Source organism: Bremerella sp. P1 (assembly GCF_028748185.1).
Lineage (GTDB): Bacteria > Planctomycetota > Planctomycetia > Pirellulales > Pirellulaceae > Bremerella.
This window is the reverse complement of the sequence record NZ_CP118164.1, coordinates 494,471-512,551: the sequence shown is the minus strand read 5'-3', so window position 1 is coordinate 512,551 and position 18,081 is coordinate 494,471. Positions and strand designations below refer to the sequence as shown.

Genomic DNA, 18,081 nt, shown 5'->3' with positions numbered 1-18,081 from the left:
TGGCGGTGGTTGAAATTGGATAATCTTGTCCTGTTTGTGAGGGTCAGTCTATCCCGGGTGAAATTGGATGTCAATGTCCAATATTCGGTAGGCATAAAAAGAGGCCGCACTTTGGCGGCCTCTTTTCGGTGAAAGATGTTGGCTTGTCGACGAGCTTAGTCGTTGACGTAGGTTTCCAGGAAACGGGCCAGCTTCTGGTAGTCGCAGCCTGGTTCGATGTGACGAACGACCGTCACAAGGTTGGCTTGATCGACCAGCTCGGTGAAGTCGACGTACTGCAACTCGAACTGACCCTTGGCCGAAACCATGACGCCATTAAGCTTCTTCTCGACCAATGCCCGGTAAGCACCAACACCAAGTTGGCTACCAAGGATTACGTCGTAAGCCAGTGGCTTGGTGCAGCGAGATTCGTAACCCAGCTGAATGCCGGTAACCTTGCGGCTGCGGCCGGTCTTTTCTTCGTAGGCTTGGGCAACCCACTTGCTGAACGTACGGCCCAACTGAATGTCGGTAATGGCAATGTGGCCATGATCGTCGCGGGCAACGCCTTCCAGGTAAGAGTCTGGCAGCATTTCGGCCAAGCCTTCGGCGAGCACGATCACGCCAAACTCTTTGCCTTCAGCTTCGCGGGCAAGCATGGTCTTGACGATGCGATCGACCACCTTCGGCACGTTCATCGTCTTCTTGATCTTGCCCCCCTCTTCCCATTCTTTCTCGACGTAATCGCCGGTGATGTCTTCGACACTGATCACCAGCGAAGCTTCGCCGGCGATCGCGGCACCGTATGCCAGCCAGCCAGCACTACGGCCCATGGCTTCGCACAGGAAGTAAGCCTTCGAGGCTTCGCCGTCGTACAGCAGCGTGCGGATTTCAGTCGCCAGGAAGTCGACCGCGGTAAAGAAGCCGAACGTGAAGTCGATGCCGTTGTAGTCGTTGTCAATCGTCTTAGGCAGGTGGACGACCGGCATCTTCTTGCTGCCTTCGGGCAGCGTGTCTTGGAACAACTTGAACTTGTTGGCAGTCTTCAGCGTGTCGTCACCACCGATCGAGATCAGGGCGTCGACACCCAGCGAGCAAAGTGCGTCGTACGTGGTTTGGAAGGCCTTGCAGCGTTCCTTGTCCTTCAGGTGATCGGGGTGCGAGATCGCCTTGCCAGGGTTGGCCCGGGCGGTGCCGATCATGATGCCCTGCTTGGCACGGCTGCGGCTGAGGGCCTTGTGGTTGAGGAGCATGTAGTCGCGGTCCTCTTCCATCGGGCGATCAGGACCGAACTGCATCAAGTTCGAGTAGCCGTTCAAGACCCCTACGACCTCGATGCCAGCTCGCAGAAACGAAACGGCCGCAGTCGAAATCACCGCATTCGCAGCGGGTGCTGGACCGCCGGAAAAGAGGATCGCAACACGCTTAAAGTTATGTGCAGGCTGTTCAGGACGGGAAAGGCTGTTGGCCATGGTCAAAATCCATAGGGGAATCGATTGCAGTAAGTTGTCTGAACCGCTGATTTTATGCGTTATGGGGTGGTTTTCAACCTAACCACAATCCAGATGGGGTGCGGTTTCGAGAGTTCGATTACTTTGTGGATTTCGTGGGCGCTACTGCCATGTTAACGGTGTGATCCTTGGCTTTGGCCGCGTCATGACATGGGATGCGATGGGTGGTCCAAGCGAAAAATTTTTTTCCGTGAACTTCAGCCCGGCAGATCACGACGCGTTTCTAACAGGCGATCGAGTGCTGCAAGAAATTGGATTTGTTCCGCATGGTGATGAGCTGGCATTGTCAGCCTCCTGAGTGCGTTACAGCACATAAATAGGGGGTTTGATAGATCATGATATCCGCTTGATATACCGGCAAGCTTGCATGCAAGTTAAGCAAGTTTTCTTACGCAATTGCCACCTCTAGGGAGTAGCTGCTTGGTGCGACTTCCGCACGGGTGAAACCCTCAATTTTTTCAATTGTCTATAGATTTACTTGGTTTAACGTCGGTTGCTGTGGCTCAGCGGAAAAACCTCGCCTGGAAATGGCACACTCGCTGCTTTCTTCATTTGCGTTTTGATCTGTGTTATTCCCGTGGGCAGGAATTGCTCACACCGCAAGTTGTCATTTCAGGAGATGGACGAATGGGTTTGTTATGGATCAGAAGACGGGCATTCACCCTCGTCGAGCTCTTGGTGGTTATTGCCATTATTGGTGTATTGATTGCTTTGCTTTTGCCGGCGGTCCAACAGGCACGCGAGGCCGCGCGTCGATCGGAGTGCTCGAATAACCTCAAGCAGTTTGGGCTGGCCCTGCACAACTTTGAAAGCGCTCATCAGGAAATCCCGGGCGGCGAATACTCTGCGGTGGCGTACTTCTCGCCCCATGCGATGTTGTTGGGGTTCATGGAGCAAACGGCCATCGCCGATCAGGCTGACCTGACCCTGGGAGTGTTCACCGAACCGAACTTCACGTTGAGTATGAATCAGCCGCCTGGGTTTGCGTGTCCGAGCGATCCATTTCCGGCCGAAGGAGTTGGCCAGGGAGCCACCAGTTATCACTGCAATTGGGGAAGCTGGGTCCACTTCAATGGTTGGGATGGTGTCTTTGGTCCTCAAGCGGACGGCGAAGGTGGGTCCTCGGTAAAGCGGCTTCCACCGTTAACGTTTGGAAAGATCGTCGATGGCTTAAGTAATACGGCAGCCTTTGCAGAGGTAGTGATTGGGGCAAATACGTCAGGTGGGCCGAAGAACCGCTTCGATGCCTTCGAGATCAGCATGCCATCGGCAATGGACTTTGCTGGTGCTCGTGATGAAATGATGCAACTCGATTGGGAACCGCTCAACATTCCATGGTCCGGAGACTGGCGCTATCGTGGAATTCCTTGGATGGAAGGTTCCGTCTGGCGAACTGGCTACAACCATATTTTGCCACCAAATCAGCCAGCGTTCGTACCAGGCGACTTTAACAAGATCGTGTCACCGGCGAGTAGCTATCATCCCGGCGGCGCACTGGCCGTGCTGTGTGACGGAAGTGTGCAGTTCTTTCCGGAAACCATCGACGGAGATGCGTGGAAAGCGTATGGCACTCGTGATGGTAAGGACATCAACACGCAAAACTGATCGGCCAACGAGAACTCGCTGATCGAACCCTCCTGCCTATAATCTTCACTCCAGAAAGTTGTCTCCACATGTTCACCAATCCGCGCTTCGTTGCAGACCGTTTGAAAAAGTCGCTCGTCCCCCTGGGGTTGATTGCCATCATTTCCTGCACGGCTTTGGCCGGCTGCGGTAAGCCGGTGGCGCAGCAGAAGGATATGACGCCCGAGTCGAAAGAGGAACTTCGCGCCCAACTCCAACAGCGCGCTGCCCGCGAGCAAGAAGGTTTGTAACCAACTCTCAACTTGGAAGTCGCCTACAACTTACCGGTTGCCTAGCGTTGCTTCGTGGATCGCTTCCAACTCATCGGCGGACAAGGCTCTCTTGTAGACGGCTAGTCCGCCGAGCTTTCCGCCAAAGCCTTGCTTGCGAATTGGTTTCTCGGCCTCTGGGTAGTGAGGCCAATTCGGTAGGCATTGGCGAGCGACCGTGAAATCGGCTCCGTCTTCACCGCCATCAAAGATGGGCTTGTTCCACGGAAATGGATTGTAGCCTGGGTGTTCGTCCAGCTTGCCGTTGACGTAGACGCGAAGGAACTCGTGATCGTAGGTGTAGGCGATCATAGTCCACTCGCTTTTGGGAAGTTTCAATTTTCCGGAAGCATAGGAAAAGCAAAAGGGCTTGCCGGGCGTCGCACCACCGACATCTGAGGCATAGCCATGCGTTTGGTGCTTGGCGGGAATGCGGTCCATCGTTTCGAAATTGGTTTGGCTGGCAGCGCAAGTGAACAAAGCGTATTGCCGCTTCGCGTCGCGTTCATTCCACATCCCAGCAATGTACTGCCAGTTGGCTTCACTTTCGCGCTGAATCCAAGCGACGATCGTAACTTCGTCTTTGCCGCGAAAGTTTAACGCGGGACAATCTTCCCGCGGCAGTAATAGCCATTGCCCCTGGCGAATCTTCAAGCTCGAGCCAAAGATCCCTTCCTCGGCTTGTTGGATGGGGCCGTTCTGGGGTTTCAATGCATAAGCATTTGGCCCACTGCTGACGTAACCCTTGTCGGTCGGTTTCTGGAAGTCCCAAAAGCAGATCAGTCCTGGCCGCTGCACGACAGAGGAAGAGACCTCCTGGGCATAGGAGACAGAAGCGAAACCAAGTAATGCGACAAGCGCAAAGAGACGATGCAGCATGGAGGAACTCGGGACGAAGTTAGTTTGGGTGAGCAGGCTATCTTGCAATTTGCAGATTGTAACCTGCACGCCGATGGGACTTCCACCTACTTCACAACTTCATCGCGCAGACCATCCATCTTGCTCGCTTCGGCTCCTTGCGGCGCTTTGGGCCAAGGAGTTTCGCCTGGAGCCCACTCTTTCGGCTGTGTCGCGCGGACGGCATCGACCTTCTCGATCAGCCATTGCGGTACATCGTCTTGCTCATTGGCGCCATAAACATAAGGGAGCGGCGGGTCCATCAGCAGCGGTTTGTCGCCAAGCGGTGGGCGTTCCTTGCCGACGACATCCAGTCGTTCGCTAAGCTCTGCCACGAGTCGCGGATGCTTGATGGCAACATTGGTTTGCTCGGAAGGATCGTCGTGAATGTTGAACAGCATTTCTCCCATCAGCTTGAAGTCACCACGTCGAATCGTCGGCAATCGTACGCTGCCAGCGACGTCGTAAATGATCTCGTTACGCGGGCTCTTCTCGCCAGAGAAGAACGCCCCGGTCATGTCCAGTCCGTCGATCGGGCGTTCTTGTTTGTGGTTGCCGCCGGCCAGGGTAATGAAGGTTGGGAAGAAGTCCGCAATAAAAACCAGGCCATCTTTGGCAGTGCCAGGAGCGATATGACCAGGCCACCGAATCACACATGGCTGGCGAACGCCTCCTTCGAAGGTCGTGTTCTTGGTGCCGCGAAACGGCTTGCTCATTTCTTCCAGCACGGGGCCATTGTCGTTGGCGAAAACAAAGAGCGTGTTTTCCTTGAAGCCGTTCTTCTCAATGGCCTGTTCGATGCGTCCCACGGCTTTATCAAGACTTTCGAGCATCGCATCGCGAATCGCCAGGGGATAATTCGGATCGCCTTCAAATCCAGGGGGCGGATTCAGTGGGCCATGCACGGCGTTGAACGCGACGTACATGAAGAATGGTTCGTCGTTACCCTTGCGAGATTCGATCAGTCGAACGGTTTCGTCCGCGATCAAATCTGTGGCGTAGCCCTCTTCGTCGACCGGTTGCTGATTGCGATGCCAGTCGTACACGGCATAGCGGGCCGGTGCGTTATGCACGATCGTCTTGGTGTAGTAGTCGATGCCCCAGGCATAGTGCCCGTACTGATAGTCGAAGCCCTGCCCCATCGGAAGATGCTCCGGTAGCCATTCTCCCAGGTGCCACTTGCCCAGCAGGGCCGTGAAGTAGCCAGCTTCCTGCAAAGCTTCAGCAATGGTGCGTTCGTTGGTGTCGAGGGCATGAATCCGCCGGGTTGGTTCACCACTCTTGGTATGGGCCAGTTCGAGCCCCAGCTTGGCCAGATAGCTTGGCTTGCCGAAGTCTTCGGTGCGCCAGTCGCTCCAGGTCCGAAATGCGTATCGGCCGGTAAGAAACGCCGATCGCGTCGGAGCACACACACTGTGCGTGTAGAACTCGTTGAGTCGCATCCCTTCGGCGGCCAGCTTGTCCATATTGGGCGTTAGCGAGGCCTCTTCAGGATGATTGAAACCAGGCTGATTCCAGCCCATATCGTCGGCCAGCACGAAAATGATATTGGGCCGGCTACCTGGGGCATCGGCCAGTGCGGTGCTCGCAAACGGGAACAGGGAACAAGCGGCGATCAGCACGAAAAGTGGACGAGAGATCATCAGCAGCACCAAATCTTGGCTAGACGGGGTGGGTGGTGGGCGAGCCTACTATTTTCGCAGGTTAGGTACGAAATTGAAGGCAAAACTCGCGGTGTCGTAGAGAATTACCGCTGCCGGAAGCGTTTGTTACAACCAAACGCCATTTTGGTAGAAATGCGACAGCCGTTGTTGCGAAAGCTTTGTCAACGCTGGCCGTCAAATAGCGCGACTTGTCGTTTCAAGCCGCGCTTTGAGGTGATTAAGAGAACCAGGTTCGTTCGACAAACGTGGTGTCGATCTTTCCTTCTGCAAACGCAGAGTGGTTCAGCACCTTCTTGTGGAAGTTTGCCGTAGTGGTGATGCCGTCAGTGCGGATCTCGTCGAGTGCACGCAGCATGCAGCGAATGGCTTCTTCACGCGTGTTGCGATGGACGAGCAGCTTGCCGATCATCGAATCGTAATGCGGTGGAACGGTGTAGCCACTGTAAACATGCGAGTCGAATCGCACGCCAGGACCACCGGGGACGATCAACTGGTTGATCTTACCAGGGCATGGCATGAAGTTCTTATCAGCGTCTTCGGCGTTGATACGACATTCGATCGCCGCGCCTTGCAGCTTGATGTCCTCTTGCTTCCAGGGAAGCGGTTCGCCGGAGGCAACGCGGATTTGAGCTTGGATCAGGTCCACGCCGGTGACCATTTCGGTCACGCAGTGTTCGACCTGAATACGAGCATTCACTTCGATGAAGTAGAAGTTTTCGTCCTTGTCGACGATGAACTCGACGGTACCGGCATTCTGGTAGTCGGCCGCCTTGATCATCCGTACGGCAGCCGCACAGATCTCGTCGCGTGTCTTCTGCGAAAGGTTCGGAGCGGGGCTCTCTTCGATCAGCTTCTGGTGGCGACGCTGCGTACTGCATTCACGCTCGAACAGATGGACCGCATTGCCATGATGGTCGGCGATCACCTGAACTTCGACGTGACGCGGATGTTCGACGTACTTTTCGATGTACACGCCGGCGTTACCGAAAGCCGCGCCCGCTTCGGTTTGAGCCTGATTCAGAGCGTTCTTCAGCACCAGGTCGTTGGCTGCCACACGCATACCGCGGCCACCACCACCGGCGGTTGCTTTGATCAGCACGGGAAAGCCAATCTCGTGAGCAATCTTCAGTGCTTCGTCTTCGTCTTCGATCAAGCCGGCCGAACCGGGAACGACAGGCACATTCGCTTCGCGTGCCATGCTACGGGCCGTGTTCTTATCACCCAGCTTGGCCATCGCTTCCGGCGTGGGGCCGATGAAGTCGATGTTGCAGCTACGGCAGATGTCATTGAACTCGGCATTCTCGGCCAGGAAGCCATAACCGGGATGGATCGCTTCGACGTTGCCCACTTCGGCAGCGCTAATGACGCGATCGATCTTCAGGTAGCTTTGGGCACTCTTGGCGGGACCCACGCAATAGGCTTCGTCGGCCAGTTTTAAATAGGCGGCGTCCCGGTCGGCTTCACTGAAGATAGCGACCGTTTCGATGCCCAGTTCTTTACAGGCACGAATGATACGTAGAGCGATCTCGCCACGGTTGGCGATCAGGATGCGGTTGTACATGACGTCTGCTTCCTCGCTATTTGGGCGCGAGGTTAGATGAGGATGGAATTAGCCCTGCGGATCGACCATGAACAGCGGCTGCCCGAATTCAACTGGTTCTTCGTCCTTGACCAGAACCTTGACGACCTTGCCGGAGACTTCGGCTTTGATTTCGTTAAAGACCTTCATCGCTTCGATGATGCAAACAACGGAGTCTTCCGAAATGTGATCGCCAATTCGGGCAAACGATTCGGCATCCGGTTTGGGCTTGGAGTAATAGGTGCCAACCATGGGGCTCTTGATGGCAATCAAGTTGGCATCGGCAGCTTCGCCACCACCTGAGGCTGCAGGAGCCGCAGCAGGGGCAGCTGGTGCCGCAGCAACGGGCATTGGAGCAGCCTGCATGGGTGCCGGAGCAGCATAGATCGGAGCCTGACCACCTCGCTTGAGCGAGATTTTCTGGTCTCCTTCGCGAAGATCAAGTTCGCTCAGGTCGTGCTGCTTCATCAGTTCGACTAGCGAGCGAACCGTCTCGACGTTGAAAACATTGCTAGAAGTCGATTTGGAATCGGACATTCGTTCTCTCCCACGGGATCATCCGCTAGGGGAATATGGTCAAGTTGTATTTTGGCAAAGCTTTACAGCGTAAGGGATAAGGGTAGGTTTCGTCCAGATGGGTAAACGGGGATAAGATTTGACAGACATCTTCAGCATAAGGGAGAATTACCAGCCCTTTAACGGGGATATTGGGCCGGTTACCCAAACCGAACCGGCGGCTTGGTTGGGTTGTGAGCCGACTTTTTTACGCGAACATTGCCACTGTGAACGCTCGAATCGCCGATTTCGCTGAATTGGTTGCCCGTCATGAATGACTTTCATGGGCCAACAGTTGAGGATCTTCAAGGGGCATGGAATTGCGTTAGCTTCGGAGATGACGGGCACAAGGTTCCTTTTTACGTCCCTTGGTTCCGAAAAATACGCATCGAATTTGAAGGCTACTGCTACCAAGCTTTCGACGGGGAAACCTGCCTGGAGCGAGGGCGTTTCGATATCCGGCGTGGCGTCGAGTACTCACTTCTGGATCAATTAATCGAGTTTGGCGAGCACTACGGTCGAGAGCATCACGGCATCATTCGCTGGGTAGGCGACAAGCTGGAACACTTGCAAGGGCACGTCGGCTACCCCCGCCCGGCCGGATTTCCTTACGGAAAAGGCTATAAGTGCCACTATGCGCTGATGAAACGAGCCCCGGCCGTTCAAACCGATCACACTTCAGCCGCTCCGAAGACGTGGCAGGGTTAATGCACGCTTGGTTTAGATCGAAATCGTCGCTTCCTCAAACGACTTCGGGACGCTCGTCAGGACTTCGTGCCCATCTTTGGTGACCAGGATGTCATCTTCAATCCGAACACCGCCAAAGCCTGGGAAGTAAATGCCGGGCTCGACGGTGACGATCATGCCGGGTTCCAGAGGTCGATCGCTCAGCGAGTTCAGACGTGGTGCTTCATGGATGTCCAGGCCGATACCATGCCCTAGCCCATGTCCGAATTGTTTTCCCCAGCCTGCTTTCGCGATGATGCTGCGAGCCGCTTTATCAACGTCGGACATGATGACGCCAGGTTTAATCTTGTCGATCGCGGCCAGCTGGGCTTTCAGGCAAGTCTCGTACATCTTCTTCATCTTGGCCGGGACCTTGCCATAGAAGAGGACACGGGTGAGGTCGCTCTTGTAGAACCGATAGTCGGCTCCCCAGTCGATCAAAACGAAGCTCTCTTCTTCCATTTTGACCATGCCTGGCGTGCCATGGGGACGAGCAGCCCGCGGGCCGACGCCCACGATCGGCGGGAAGCTGGTGCCGCGGCCGCCGTTTCGCTGGATATCGTAGGTTAGCAGTGCTTCCAGTTCTTTCTCGGTCTGATCACCGCGGAGACCTGCTTTCAGGACGGCAAACGCTTTCTCGGCCAGCGAGACAGCATCGCGGGTAAGAGCGATTTCCCCTTTGTCTTTGATAACGCGCAGCTCTTCCACAAGCCCATCGAGCGGTTTGATCTCGACTCGGGGAAGCTTGGCGACCACTTTCTTAAAGAACTGAACGGTCATCGACGAGCTCTCGATACCCAGCTTGCCGATCTTGGCCTTACTGACTGTCTTGGCGACCGAGTCAAGAATCGAGACGCCTTGCTCGCGAACTTCGAGCTTCACATGCGGACATTCTTCTTCGAGTTGCTCGCTATAACGAGGATCACTGAACAGAATCTCTTCCTTGGCGGTCACCAGCAGATAGCTGTCGTCGCCGGTGAAACCTGTCAGGTAGGTCACGTTTTTGAAGTTAGTGACCAACAGGGCTTCGGCCCCGCTTTGCTTGAGTTGGCGACGGAGCTTGCTAACACGGGGATTCGACTTACTACGCGGGGCGGCCATGGATTCTGCTTCAAACTTGTGGGGCAACGTTGTCAGGCTAAGCCCTAATTCTCGGAAAATGAGACGCCTTCGCAAGCATTGTGGATGTAATCTCGAGCGCAGGCAATTAAGTTTCCGACGATTTCTCAGCCGAAGATAAACTGAGTCACCGCATCGGTATCTGCCAGATTCGTGAGCAGAAGATCAGGCTTGGCGGCCTTAAGCTGCTCTTCTGAAAAGACGCCTGTGGCTACGGCAACGGCCTTTGCGCCGATAGCCCGGGCACACTTCACATCATTCGGCGTGTCACCGATGACGTAGATATCGTCCGGTGAAATGGTTTCACCGTGAAATGCCTCGGCGGCCTCAAGTGCGGCTCGTGCGACGTCGTCGCGGTTGGGGTGATGATCGCCGAATCCGCCGAATGCAAAGTACTCGTGAATTCCGTAGTGACCAAGCTTAAGGGCAGCACCTTTTTCGACGTTCCCCGTCAGGAGCCCCAGCAGAACATCATCCCGCTGAGAGAGCTTCGCCAACAGCACGGCGACCCCTTCCAGCACGAGCCCTTGCCGCTGGGGAAGGTTGGTTGCCAGTCCGCTTAAGTATTCATCGAGGAACGTATGCCAGGCTTCTTCGCTGAGTGTCTTGCCGTGCAGTTCGTAGAGTTCGGCGAAAATGCCTCGGTCTGTCTTGCCGCTAACCTGGAAGATATGTTCCAACTGAGTTAGCTCGGCAACTTTCAGAAACGCCTCGATCATGGCATCTTTGCCGGCCATGCCCGTGGTGATGAGGGTTCCATCGATATCGAAGAGACAGACTTTCATGGTGTTCCTTGGCTAAGCGGATTCGGTTCTAGGTCGATTCGGCCAGATCGACATCCAATTCTATTTCACGCTGCTTGTCGGTCATCAGCCCACGGATAACCTTGACGCGCAAAGTATCGCCGACTTTGTGGTCGAACAACTTCTGGACGATATCGCCGAAATTCTTGATCGGCTTATCATCCATTTGAATGATCAAGTCACCCAGCACCACTTGCTGGTCGGCGGAAATAATCGTGGGCTGGAAGCCCGCTTTTTCGGCGGGACTGCCGGGGACGATCTCGGCAACGAGCGCCCCTTCAATGCCCAGACGAGCATTGATTGTCGGTGGTGCTACGCGAACACCCAGGTAAGGACGTTTGATCTGTCCATGTCGAATCAACTCGGTCACTACCGAGTTAACCGTATCGACTGGAATGGCAAAACCGATTCCGGCGTAGGCTCCGCTGGGGCTGTAGATTGCCGAATTCACCCCAATCAGACGCCCACTGCTGTCCAGCAAAGGCCCCCCGCTGTTACCTGGATTAATGGCCGCATCGGTTTGAATCAGGTCGTCGATCTGTCTGCCATCCTCTGCTTCGATCGATCGTCCCAAGCCGCTGATGACCCCGGTGGTGAGTGTATGGTCGAAACCGAATGGGTTGCCGATCGCAAAAACTTTTTGGCCAACCTGAAGATTGGCAGACTCACCAACCTGGATCGGCTGGAAGGCCTCTCCCTGGAAATTGGTTACCTGGAGGACCGCCAGGTCATGTTCCGGGGACGAGCCAACGATGGTGGCCACATAGGTGGAAGCATCGGCGAAGGTCACACGAGCGGTGCCTGAGCCATTGGCGATCGACTTGACGACGTGGTAATTGGTGACGATATGACCCTGTTCGTCCCAGACGAATCCACTCCCCTGCCCTGTGGCCATTTCGGAAACTTTGGCACTTCCGTACATCCGAACCTGCTGCGAGGTCGTGATGAAAACCACCGAGTTGGCAGAATTCTCAAATAATTCGATCGTCGACTTTTCGTCGGCGGCCAGATCCCCCCGGGGGGTGATCGTCCGAGGTTCGGCGTTGGGATTGAGTGAAGGCTTATCGCTGGGCGTGGTCCAGTAGCTAAGGACCCAGGCACCACAAAATGCGGCAACCAGGCAATAAAGAAACAGACGCAAGAAAGCGACCGGGTTCGGCTGCGATGGGGGAGAATTCGCGGCCTCTGGAGGGCCGTTGTGAGGGGTAGGCTCCATGGAAGCACGCGGGGGCTTAGAGGGATCTCAGATCTGCGGAAATCAATTCCGCGCGAAAAATTAGCTCGCAATTCGTGCGAGCCAACAAAGCTGGGGAACTAGGATTTGAACCTAGACTAACAGAGTCAGAATCTGTCGTGCTACCGTTACACTATTCCCCAGTAATTTTGCAGCGATTAAGGTTATGGCCTAAGTCGTCTGGCGTCAAGGGATTCAGGCAGCGAACTATAGTAGTGGCCTCCCTTAATTGGTAGACTATCGCTGCACCCCTTAGAAATGATTCTTACGTTTTCGGACGATAAGACCGTTTCCCTCAAACTTTTCCGAGATGGTGTCCCAGCAATTGGGACCCGGCAACATTGGCGGGAGATCATCGCAAGGCATGTCCAGCTACCTCGTCGCTCTGAATGGCCCAGATTCCGGCAAAAAAATATTCCTCGCTGGTGAGGAATTTACCCTCGGTCGACATCCCGAGTGCGATATCGTTGTGGAAGTTGGTGCCGTCAGTCGGTACCACGCGAAAATAACGCACAACGATCGTGGATTTATCATCGAGGACCTGAAGAGCCGAAACGGGACCTTCGTTAACGATGAGCAAATCGCCCAGCCTCATAAGCTGGAGCATGGCGACACGATCCGCGTTTGCGATATCTCGTTCGAATTCAAGCAAGAAGGGGTCAAGCCAACTCCGAATGAGACCGTTGGCCTGAAGGCCGACGGACCAGGGGCATTCGGTGCCGTCATGGTGGACGATGACGGGGCAACGTCCACGATCATGTCCAAGTTTGAGGTCTCGTCGCAGACGGGCTCCATTCACCTGACGGCCAGTCCGGAAGTCAAGCTGAACGCGTTGCTCGAGATCACGCGTGGTCTGACCGGGACACTCTCGCTCGATGAGGTTCTGCCGAAAGTTCTCGAAGGCCTGTTTCATATCTTCCTGCAAGCCGATCGCGGCTTCATTATCCTGCAGGACGGCTCTGGAAATATGGTCCCCCGCTGGACCAAGGCCCGCAAAGAGAGTGACGAAGAAGAAATTCGCATCAGCCGAACGATCGTCAAGCATGTTATGCAGACGCGCGAAGCCATCCTTTCGGCTGACGCAGCCGCGGACTCTCGCTTCGAGATGAGCCAGAGTATCACGGACTTCAAAATTCGTTCGATCATGTGTGCTCCCCTGGTCAATGCCGACGACGAAGTGATCGGTGTGATCCAGATCGATACGCTCGATCAACGCAAGCGATTCCAGAAGGAAGACCTGGAAGTCGCTGTCAGTGTCGGGATGCAGGCCGCCGCAGCCATCGAACGAGCTCAACTGCACGACCAGGCTATTCGGCAGATCGCCTTCGAACGCGACCTGCACACGGCCAAGCAGGTGCAGATTGGATTTTTGCCGTCCGAACAACCGTCGGTGCCAGGTTACGACTTTTATCACTATTATCTCGCCGCGAATTCAGTCGGCGGCGACTATTACGACTACATTTCCCTTCCCGATGGAGGTACGGCGATTCTCGTAGGGGATGTTGTGGGGCATGGAATCGCAGCCTCGCTGATGATGGCTAAGTTGTCGGCCGAAGCTCGGTATTGCCTGGCTTCGATGTCCGATCTTCAGCAAGCGGCATTTCACCTCAACAACAACTTCGCCGAATACACCCCGGCCGATAAGTTTGTGACGCTGGCGATTGCGATCCTGCATCCGGAAACGAACCAGGTGACCCTCATCAACGCCGGGCACAATCCGCCGATCCTGCGGAAGTCAGACGGCACGTGCTCGATGATCGCCGAAGAAGAAATCGGCCTGCCGCTGGGCATCATGGAAGATATGGACTACGACATTGCCCGCTTCACACTTGAACCGGGTGAAATGCTCTTCATTTATACCGACGGTATCAACGAAGCCATGAACGCCGACGGTGATCAATACGGCATGGAACGCATGTTACAGTGCGTTTCGCAGAAGACCGACGACGTTGAAGTCTGTAGCAAGGCCATCATCGACGACTGCCACAAGTTCATGGCCGAAAGCCCTCAGTTCGATGACATGTGCATGGTCGCACTGCAGCGCAAAGCGTAGCCAAAGAAAATCCCCCTTAAAAGCGATAACGCTTGAAAGGGGGATGTTGACTTGCAGTGAGGTGAACCGCTCTGGTGGCTAGTTCTTTTCCGGCGTAGCGATCGCTTCTGGCTTGCTGGTTACCGTGGGGCCACCAAGGTACTCGATCCAGACATTGCGGAAGACGACCGGATTACCGTGGTCTTGCAGCTTGATGGGACGTGCCTCGGCACCTTCCGGCTTACCAGCTCCGGTCTTGTTTGGGATTACGTAGTTGTCCTGAACGAGAATGCCGTTGTGCTGGACGGTGATTCGAGCAGGCGAAATCTTCTTCCCTTCGTCATCGAAACGTGCGGCTTTGAAGTAGACATCGTAGGTCTGCCAGGCCAACGGAGGAAAGCACATGTTGATGTCGGGGCTTTTCGTTCGGTAGAGGGCCCCGCATTCGTTGAACTCTCCAGGTAGGCCAAACGAGTCGAGGATCTGGACTTCGTATCTTTCCTGGATGTAAAGTCCGCTATTGGAACGAGCCTGGCCGACGGCATAGGGCATGTACGGCAGGCGGAACTCGAGGTGCAGGCGGAAGTCCTGGACAGGATCTTTCGTGATCGTGCCGATTTGCAATTCCCCTTTTTCGTTGATCTTGGCATCAACAAAACCGTCGGCCGACTTTCCGTCGAACAAAACCGTGGCATTGGAACTTGGCTTGAGCCCCAGCAATTCGCTGCGGCGTTGGACCTTCGTGAGAATACCGAGGGTGCTGCCGGTCGAGTTGATTACCGTGGCCTTGTTGCCGGTAATAACCACCTGGTAATTGCCCTGGCTGAGGACAAGCTTGTCGCCATCTCGCTTACCGCTCAGGTCGATCATGGGATCGTTGCGCCAACCATTTCCAGGCAATCCACCTCGCAGTTGGCGACCGACGAAGTTGCCGTCACCGCGAGCAATGACTTGGATACCGGTCGTTTCGAGGATCCCGCCCGGCAATCGCAGCTTTCCGTAGTATTCGCCCTGGAAGGCAAAGTCTTCATCGACCTTGGCCAGATCCGTCACCGCAAACTTCTGCGGATTGGGCTTCGGTTGAGGTTGGGGAGCCGGCTTGGGCTGCGGCTTGGGGGCTTCTTTCGGAGGAGGAATCTCTTCAGGCTTCTTTTCTGGTTTTGGCTCCAACTTCGATTCCAGTTTTTTGGGTGCTTCCTTTTCCATTTTGGGTTCGGGAGCAGGCTTCTTGGCGGGAGTCGGCTCGTTCTTCTTCGGCTCTTTCTTTTTCGGTTCGGGCTTCAACTCCTTCTTAGGAGCTTCCTTGACCGGTTTATCGCCTGAGTCTTTCTTTTCGACTTTCGCCTTGGCGTCATCCTTCGATGGCTTCGGCTTCTCTTCTTTCTTCGGTTCTTCTTTTTTGGGTGCCGGCTTCATCTCCTTCTTGGGAGCATCTTGCTTGGGCTTGTCCCCCTTCTTTTCCGGTTTCTCTTTCACTTTGTCCTTGGATGAATTCTTCTTGTCGGACGCTTGTGGCTTGGCCTTCTTTTTATCGTGGTGCTCGTGGCCCTTGTGGTCTTTACCACCCTTTTTGTCTGCTTCGTGCTTCTTCTTGTGGTGTTCTTTCGAGTCGTGCTTTGGGGAATCTTTTTTCGCTTCGTCTTTCTTTTCTGCGCGGTCGTCGTCCTTCTTGGCAGACGAATCGAGTCCGACCGCCGGACCGGCGAGCAGCGAGGTGATGATCAGCAGGGAAAACAATGCACGGTAGAACGACATGATGGAAACTCCGACCGACGATACTTGACCTTGGCGTCTGGCGGCGAATCGACGCGGCCAAGGAAGATGATTCAGTAGTTGGTTTGTGGGGGATGGGTAAGAAAGTCTAGTTTGAATACTGGGGCAAAAGGAATCAAGTTTTCAGAGAGTTATTCTCGATTTCCTCGTTCCGCGCATGAAAAAGCACCCAGTACATGCCGGGTGCTTTTGTGTTTTGCGAGTTATGCCGATTGGTTTACTCTTCGGTCTTTTCTTCTTCGGCAGGCTTCTCTTCTTCCGCAGGTGCTGCTTCTTCAGCGGCAGGAGCGGCCTCTTCGGCGGCTGGAGCAGCTTCTTCAGCCGGTGCTTCACCTTCGGCTGGCATGGTGATTTCTGGTTCGGGCGTTTCTTCGACCGGTGGTTCAGCGGTCTTCGTATCACAACCAATCGAGAATACCATCAAGCCCATGACCAAGCTGGCCGAGCACATCCACTTTAAAACTGACATGGCGAAAAACTCCTAAGCGTCAAAAGCAAAATATCGTGGCGGGAACGCCAAGACCCTAATTGTAGGGGCTGCGGGCTTCCGAAAAAACGTACCCCCTTAACCTTTTCTAAATATTTTCAGGGAAGTAGGTGCGGATCAATTCGGTCATCTTGGTCACAGCGGATTTAGGACGTCCGCGTGGATCGAGTAGTCCCGCATGAGGAAATCGGTGAGGTTGCGTGTCGGAGACCTGGCTCCAGAAGACGCCCTGCACCTGTGGATGGGTCAACAGCGCCGGCAGGACATGCTCGACTAATTCTCGTTGGGTGCGTCGACTGATTCGTTCCTGCGGTTCTTCTTCACGATGGGCATCGTAGATGGCTGACTCATCTGGACGCCAGGAACTCGGGGCCGATAGGGTAACGAACAGCGGCACGCCTAACAGGCTCCAGTAGTCGAGCAGGTCGACCACATCGAAGAAACCTCGGAAGTAGGTTGCCGGCGACAACTCACCAAAGTTCAGTTCGAGTCCAATCCCGGTAATGCCAACTCGTGCTCGGACGAGCTCTTCCGCAAAATGAATAGGAGCCAACTCGCGATCGCGGCTAGTCATGTATTCGCCCCATGGCTTGGCGAAGCTGACCAAAAGCGGAGCTCGCAGGCCGGTGGTGCGAATCGTTTGAATGATATGCAGCAGTACTTGAAGCTTCTGCTCTTCTTTCAGATCGAGCGAAGTATGAGCGTTTAGGCCGGCCGCACAGTACCAGAGATCAACGCGATTGCGGTAGTGCTGGATGAGTGCGTTGGTGTACTTCGAGACAGCGCTGAGCACTTCCTCGAAGTCGTTTTCCCAAAGGTAGAGCCAGTCAGGCGTCGCGAATCGATCGAGGCAGAACATCGGCCCGAGAACCGTGGCATGCCCTTGCTCGCGGACCGCATCTAAAGTGGCGTCGACTTCTGCCCAGTCATGATGGCCAACTTCCGGTTCGCACTGTTTCCAATTGGGTTCGACGAGAATCGTATTCAGCGAATCGGTCAGTAGCGGCTTGATCTCGGCCGACAGGGGCTCGGTCAAAGCGATTCCGCGAAGGAACGCTCGCTCGCCAGCTTGGTTCGAGATGGCATGAAACGATGCCGTCGCGTAAACGTGTTCCAGGTGCGTCAGACCCTGTAGCGAGAACGTCAGGCTCTTAATCGCCAAGGCGTCCGACTCGGCGGGATTGTCTTTCGTTACGGCAGCTCTGGCAAAGTAATTGATGGCATCCTGCAGATGTTTCTTAGTCACATCTAGCAGGTCGAGTTCTGCGTCCAGACAGGCGTTGGTAAGCGTGCGAAAGCGGAACAGTGACCCGCGAGCCAGTTCGAGCATCAGGCTGTAGGGTGTTTTGTTGTCGACTCGAAGGGCGCAAGTCGACAGGATCTGAGCGGATCGGCGATCGTTTCGATAAGGAATCTTGACCTTGACCCCGTCTGTTTCCAAGACTTCGAGAACGAGACGGTCGTCCGATCGTTTGACGGACGTAGCGCGAACCAATCGATCGCAACCAACCGCGTGGATCACACGGCAGTCCTCGTCCGAGATGGTTAATTCGTTAGGAAGTCGAAACGTTATCTTGGGCAAAACCCGGCTCGCTCTCATTCATGGGGGTTATCGAGAATGCCAATCATGCTACTTTCCCCGCGTGATAGCACGCTCCTTCAATTCTAATCGTCGGCCATGCTCGGATGAACCACGAAAATGTCCATCTCGTGGGGTATGTCGCCTAGAGCAACTCTGCCGGTAATCGAGCTTGCTAGGTCTGTTTCACACGCACGGGCTATGGCAAAATGCCGGTTGAACGGGCCAATGCGACTGGATCGATCATTTGG

General features: G+C 54.9%; 15 protein-coding genes and 1 tRNA gene. 4 read left to right on the top strand and 12 right to left on the bottom strand.

Going from position 1 to position 18,081, the window contains the following annotated elements; genetic code table 11:
• Positions 1-155 precede the first annotated feature (155 nt).
• Positions 156-1,451, bottom strand: a complete 1,296-nt coding sequence (locus tag PSR63_RS02080) for a 6-phosphofructokinase (protein WP_274330318.1) — start codon at positions 1,449-1,451, stop codon at positions 156-158.
• Between the two features lie 666 nt (positions 1,452-2,117).
• On the opposite strand from PSR63_RS02080, the gene PSR63_RS02075 reads away from it, so the two are divergent.
• Together PSR63_RS02075 and PSR63_RS02070 are read left to right on the top strand one after the other, a co-directional pair.
• Complete coding sequence (locus PSR63_RS02075; RefSeq protein ID WP_274330317.1) at positions 2,118-3,095, top strand: DUF1559 domain-containing protein; 978 nt, start codon at positions 2,118-2,120, stop codon at positions 3,093-3,095.
• 68 nt (positions 3,096-3,163) lie between these two features.
• The gene (locus tag PSR63_RS02070) at positions 3,164-3,364 is read left to right on the top strand and encodes a hypothetical protein (protein ID WP_274330315.1); all 201 of its coding nucleotides are present in this window, start codon (positions 3,164-3,166) and stop codon (positions 3,362-3,364) included.
• Between the two features lie 30 nt (positions 3,365-3,394).
• Here PSR63_RS02070 and PSR63_RS02065 read toward each other — a convergent pair whose 3' ends face one another.
• The 4 genes from PSR63_RS02065 to accB all read right to left on the bottom strand — a co-directional run bounded on the left by PSR63_RS02065 (position 3,395) and on the right by accB (position 8,059).
• Positions 3,395-4,261: a LamG-like jellyroll fold domain-containing protein gene (locus PSR63_RS02065; RefSeq protein ID WP_274330313.1), complete on the bottom strand. Its 867-nt coding sequence runs from the start codon at positions 4,259-4,261 to the stop codon at positions 3,395-3,397.
• 86 nt (positions 4,262-4,347) lie between these two features.
• Positions 4,348-5,922, bottom strand: a complete 1,575-nt coding sequence (locus tag PSR63_RS02060; RefSeq protein ID WP_274330311.1) for an arylsulfatase B — start codon at positions 5,920-5,922, stop codon at positions 4,348-4,350.
• A gap of 238 nt (positions 5,923-6,160) precedes the next feature.
• A complete protein-coding gene (accC, locus tag PSR63_RS02055; RefSeq protein WP_274330309.1) occupies positions 6,161-7,504 on the bottom strand; it encodes an acetyl-CoA carboxylase biotin carboxylase subunit in 1,344 nt (447 codons plus the stop codon).
• Between the two features lie 48 nt (positions 7,505-7,552).
• Positions 7,553-8,059, bottom strand: coding sequence for an acetyl-CoA carboxylase biotin carboxyl carrier protein (gene accB, locus PSR63_RS02050; protein WP_274330307.1), 507 nt, complete (start codon positions 8,057-8,059; stop codon positions 7,553-7,555).
• A 288-nt stretch (positions 8,060-8,347) separates the two neighbouring features.
• Here accB and PSR63_RS02045 point away from each other — a divergent pair, with 288 nt between their 5' ends.
• Complete coding sequence (locus PSR63_RS02045; protein WP_274330305.1) at positions 8,348-8,785, top strand: hypothetical protein; 438 nt, start codon at positions 8,348-8,350, stop codon at positions 8,783-8,785.
• 12 nt (positions 8,786-8,797) lie between these two features.
• On the opposite strand, the gene PSR63_RS02040 is transcribed toward PSR63_RS02045, so the two are convergent.
• From PSR63_RS02040 to PSR63_RS02025, 4 genes are all read right to left on the bottom strand, one after another.
• Positions 8,798-9,904: a M24 family metallopeptidase gene (locus PSR63_RS02040; protein WP_274330303.1), complete on the bottom strand. Its 1,107-nt coding sequence runs from the start codon at positions 9,902-9,904 to the stop codon at positions 8,798-8,800.
• 125 nt (positions 9,905-10,029) lie between these two features.
• Complete coding sequence (locus tag PSR63_RS02035) at positions 10,030-10,707, bottom strand: HAD hydrolase-like protein (protein WP_274330302.1); 678 nt, start codon at positions 10,705-10,707, stop codon at positions 10,030-10,032.
• Positions 10,708-10,735: 28 nt separating this feature from the next.
• On the bottom strand, positions 10,736-11,941 hold the full coding sequence (locus tag PSR63_RS02030) for a S1C family serine protease (protein WP_274330300.1): 1,206 nt from the start codon (positions 11,939-11,941) through the stop codon (positions 10,736-10,738).
• 90 nt (positions 11,942-12,031) lie between these two features.
• Positions 12,032-12,102, bottom strand: a tRNA-Gln gene (locus tag PSR63_RS02025).
• A 221-nt stretch (positions 12,103-12,323) separates the two neighbouring features.
• Between PSR63_RS02025 and PSR63_RS02020 the strand changes: the two genes are divergently transcribed.
• Positions 12,324-14,012 carry a SpoIIE family protein phosphatase gene (locus PSR63_RS02020; RefSeq protein WP_274330299.1) on the top strand — a complete coding sequence of 563 codons (1,689 nt, stop codon included), beginning with the start codon at positions 12,324-12,326 and terminating at the stop codon, positions 14,010-14,012.
• A gap of 78 nt (positions 14,013-14,090) precedes the next feature.
• Here the strand turns inward: PSR63_RS02020 and PSR63_RS02015 are convergent, their stop codons facing one another.
• The 3 genes from PSR63_RS02015 to PSR63_RS02005 all read right to left on the bottom strand — a co-directional run bounded on the left by PSR63_RS02015 (position 14,091) and on the right by PSR63_RS02005 (position 17,833).
• Positions 14,091-15,746 (bottom strand): 3-keto-disaccharide hydrolase, encoded by a 1,656-nt coding sequence (locus tag PSR63_RS02015; RefSeq protein ID WP_274330297.1) that lies wholly within the window; start codon positions 15,744-15,746, stop codon positions 14,091-14,093.
• A gap of 235 nt (positions 15,747-15,981) precedes the next feature.
• Positions 15,982-16,233, bottom strand: coding sequence for a hypothetical protein (locus PSR63_RS02010; RefSeq protein ID WP_274330295.1), 252 nt, complete (start codon positions 16,231-16,233; stop codon positions 15,982-15,984).
• 106 nt (positions 16,234-16,339) lie between these two features.
• Positions 16,340-17,833, bottom strand: coding sequence for a hypothetical protein (locus PSR63_RS02005; RefSeq protein WP_274330294.1), 1,494 nt, complete (start codon positions 17,831-17,833; stop codon positions 16,340-16,342).
• Positions 17,834-18,081 lie beyond the last annotated feature (248 nt).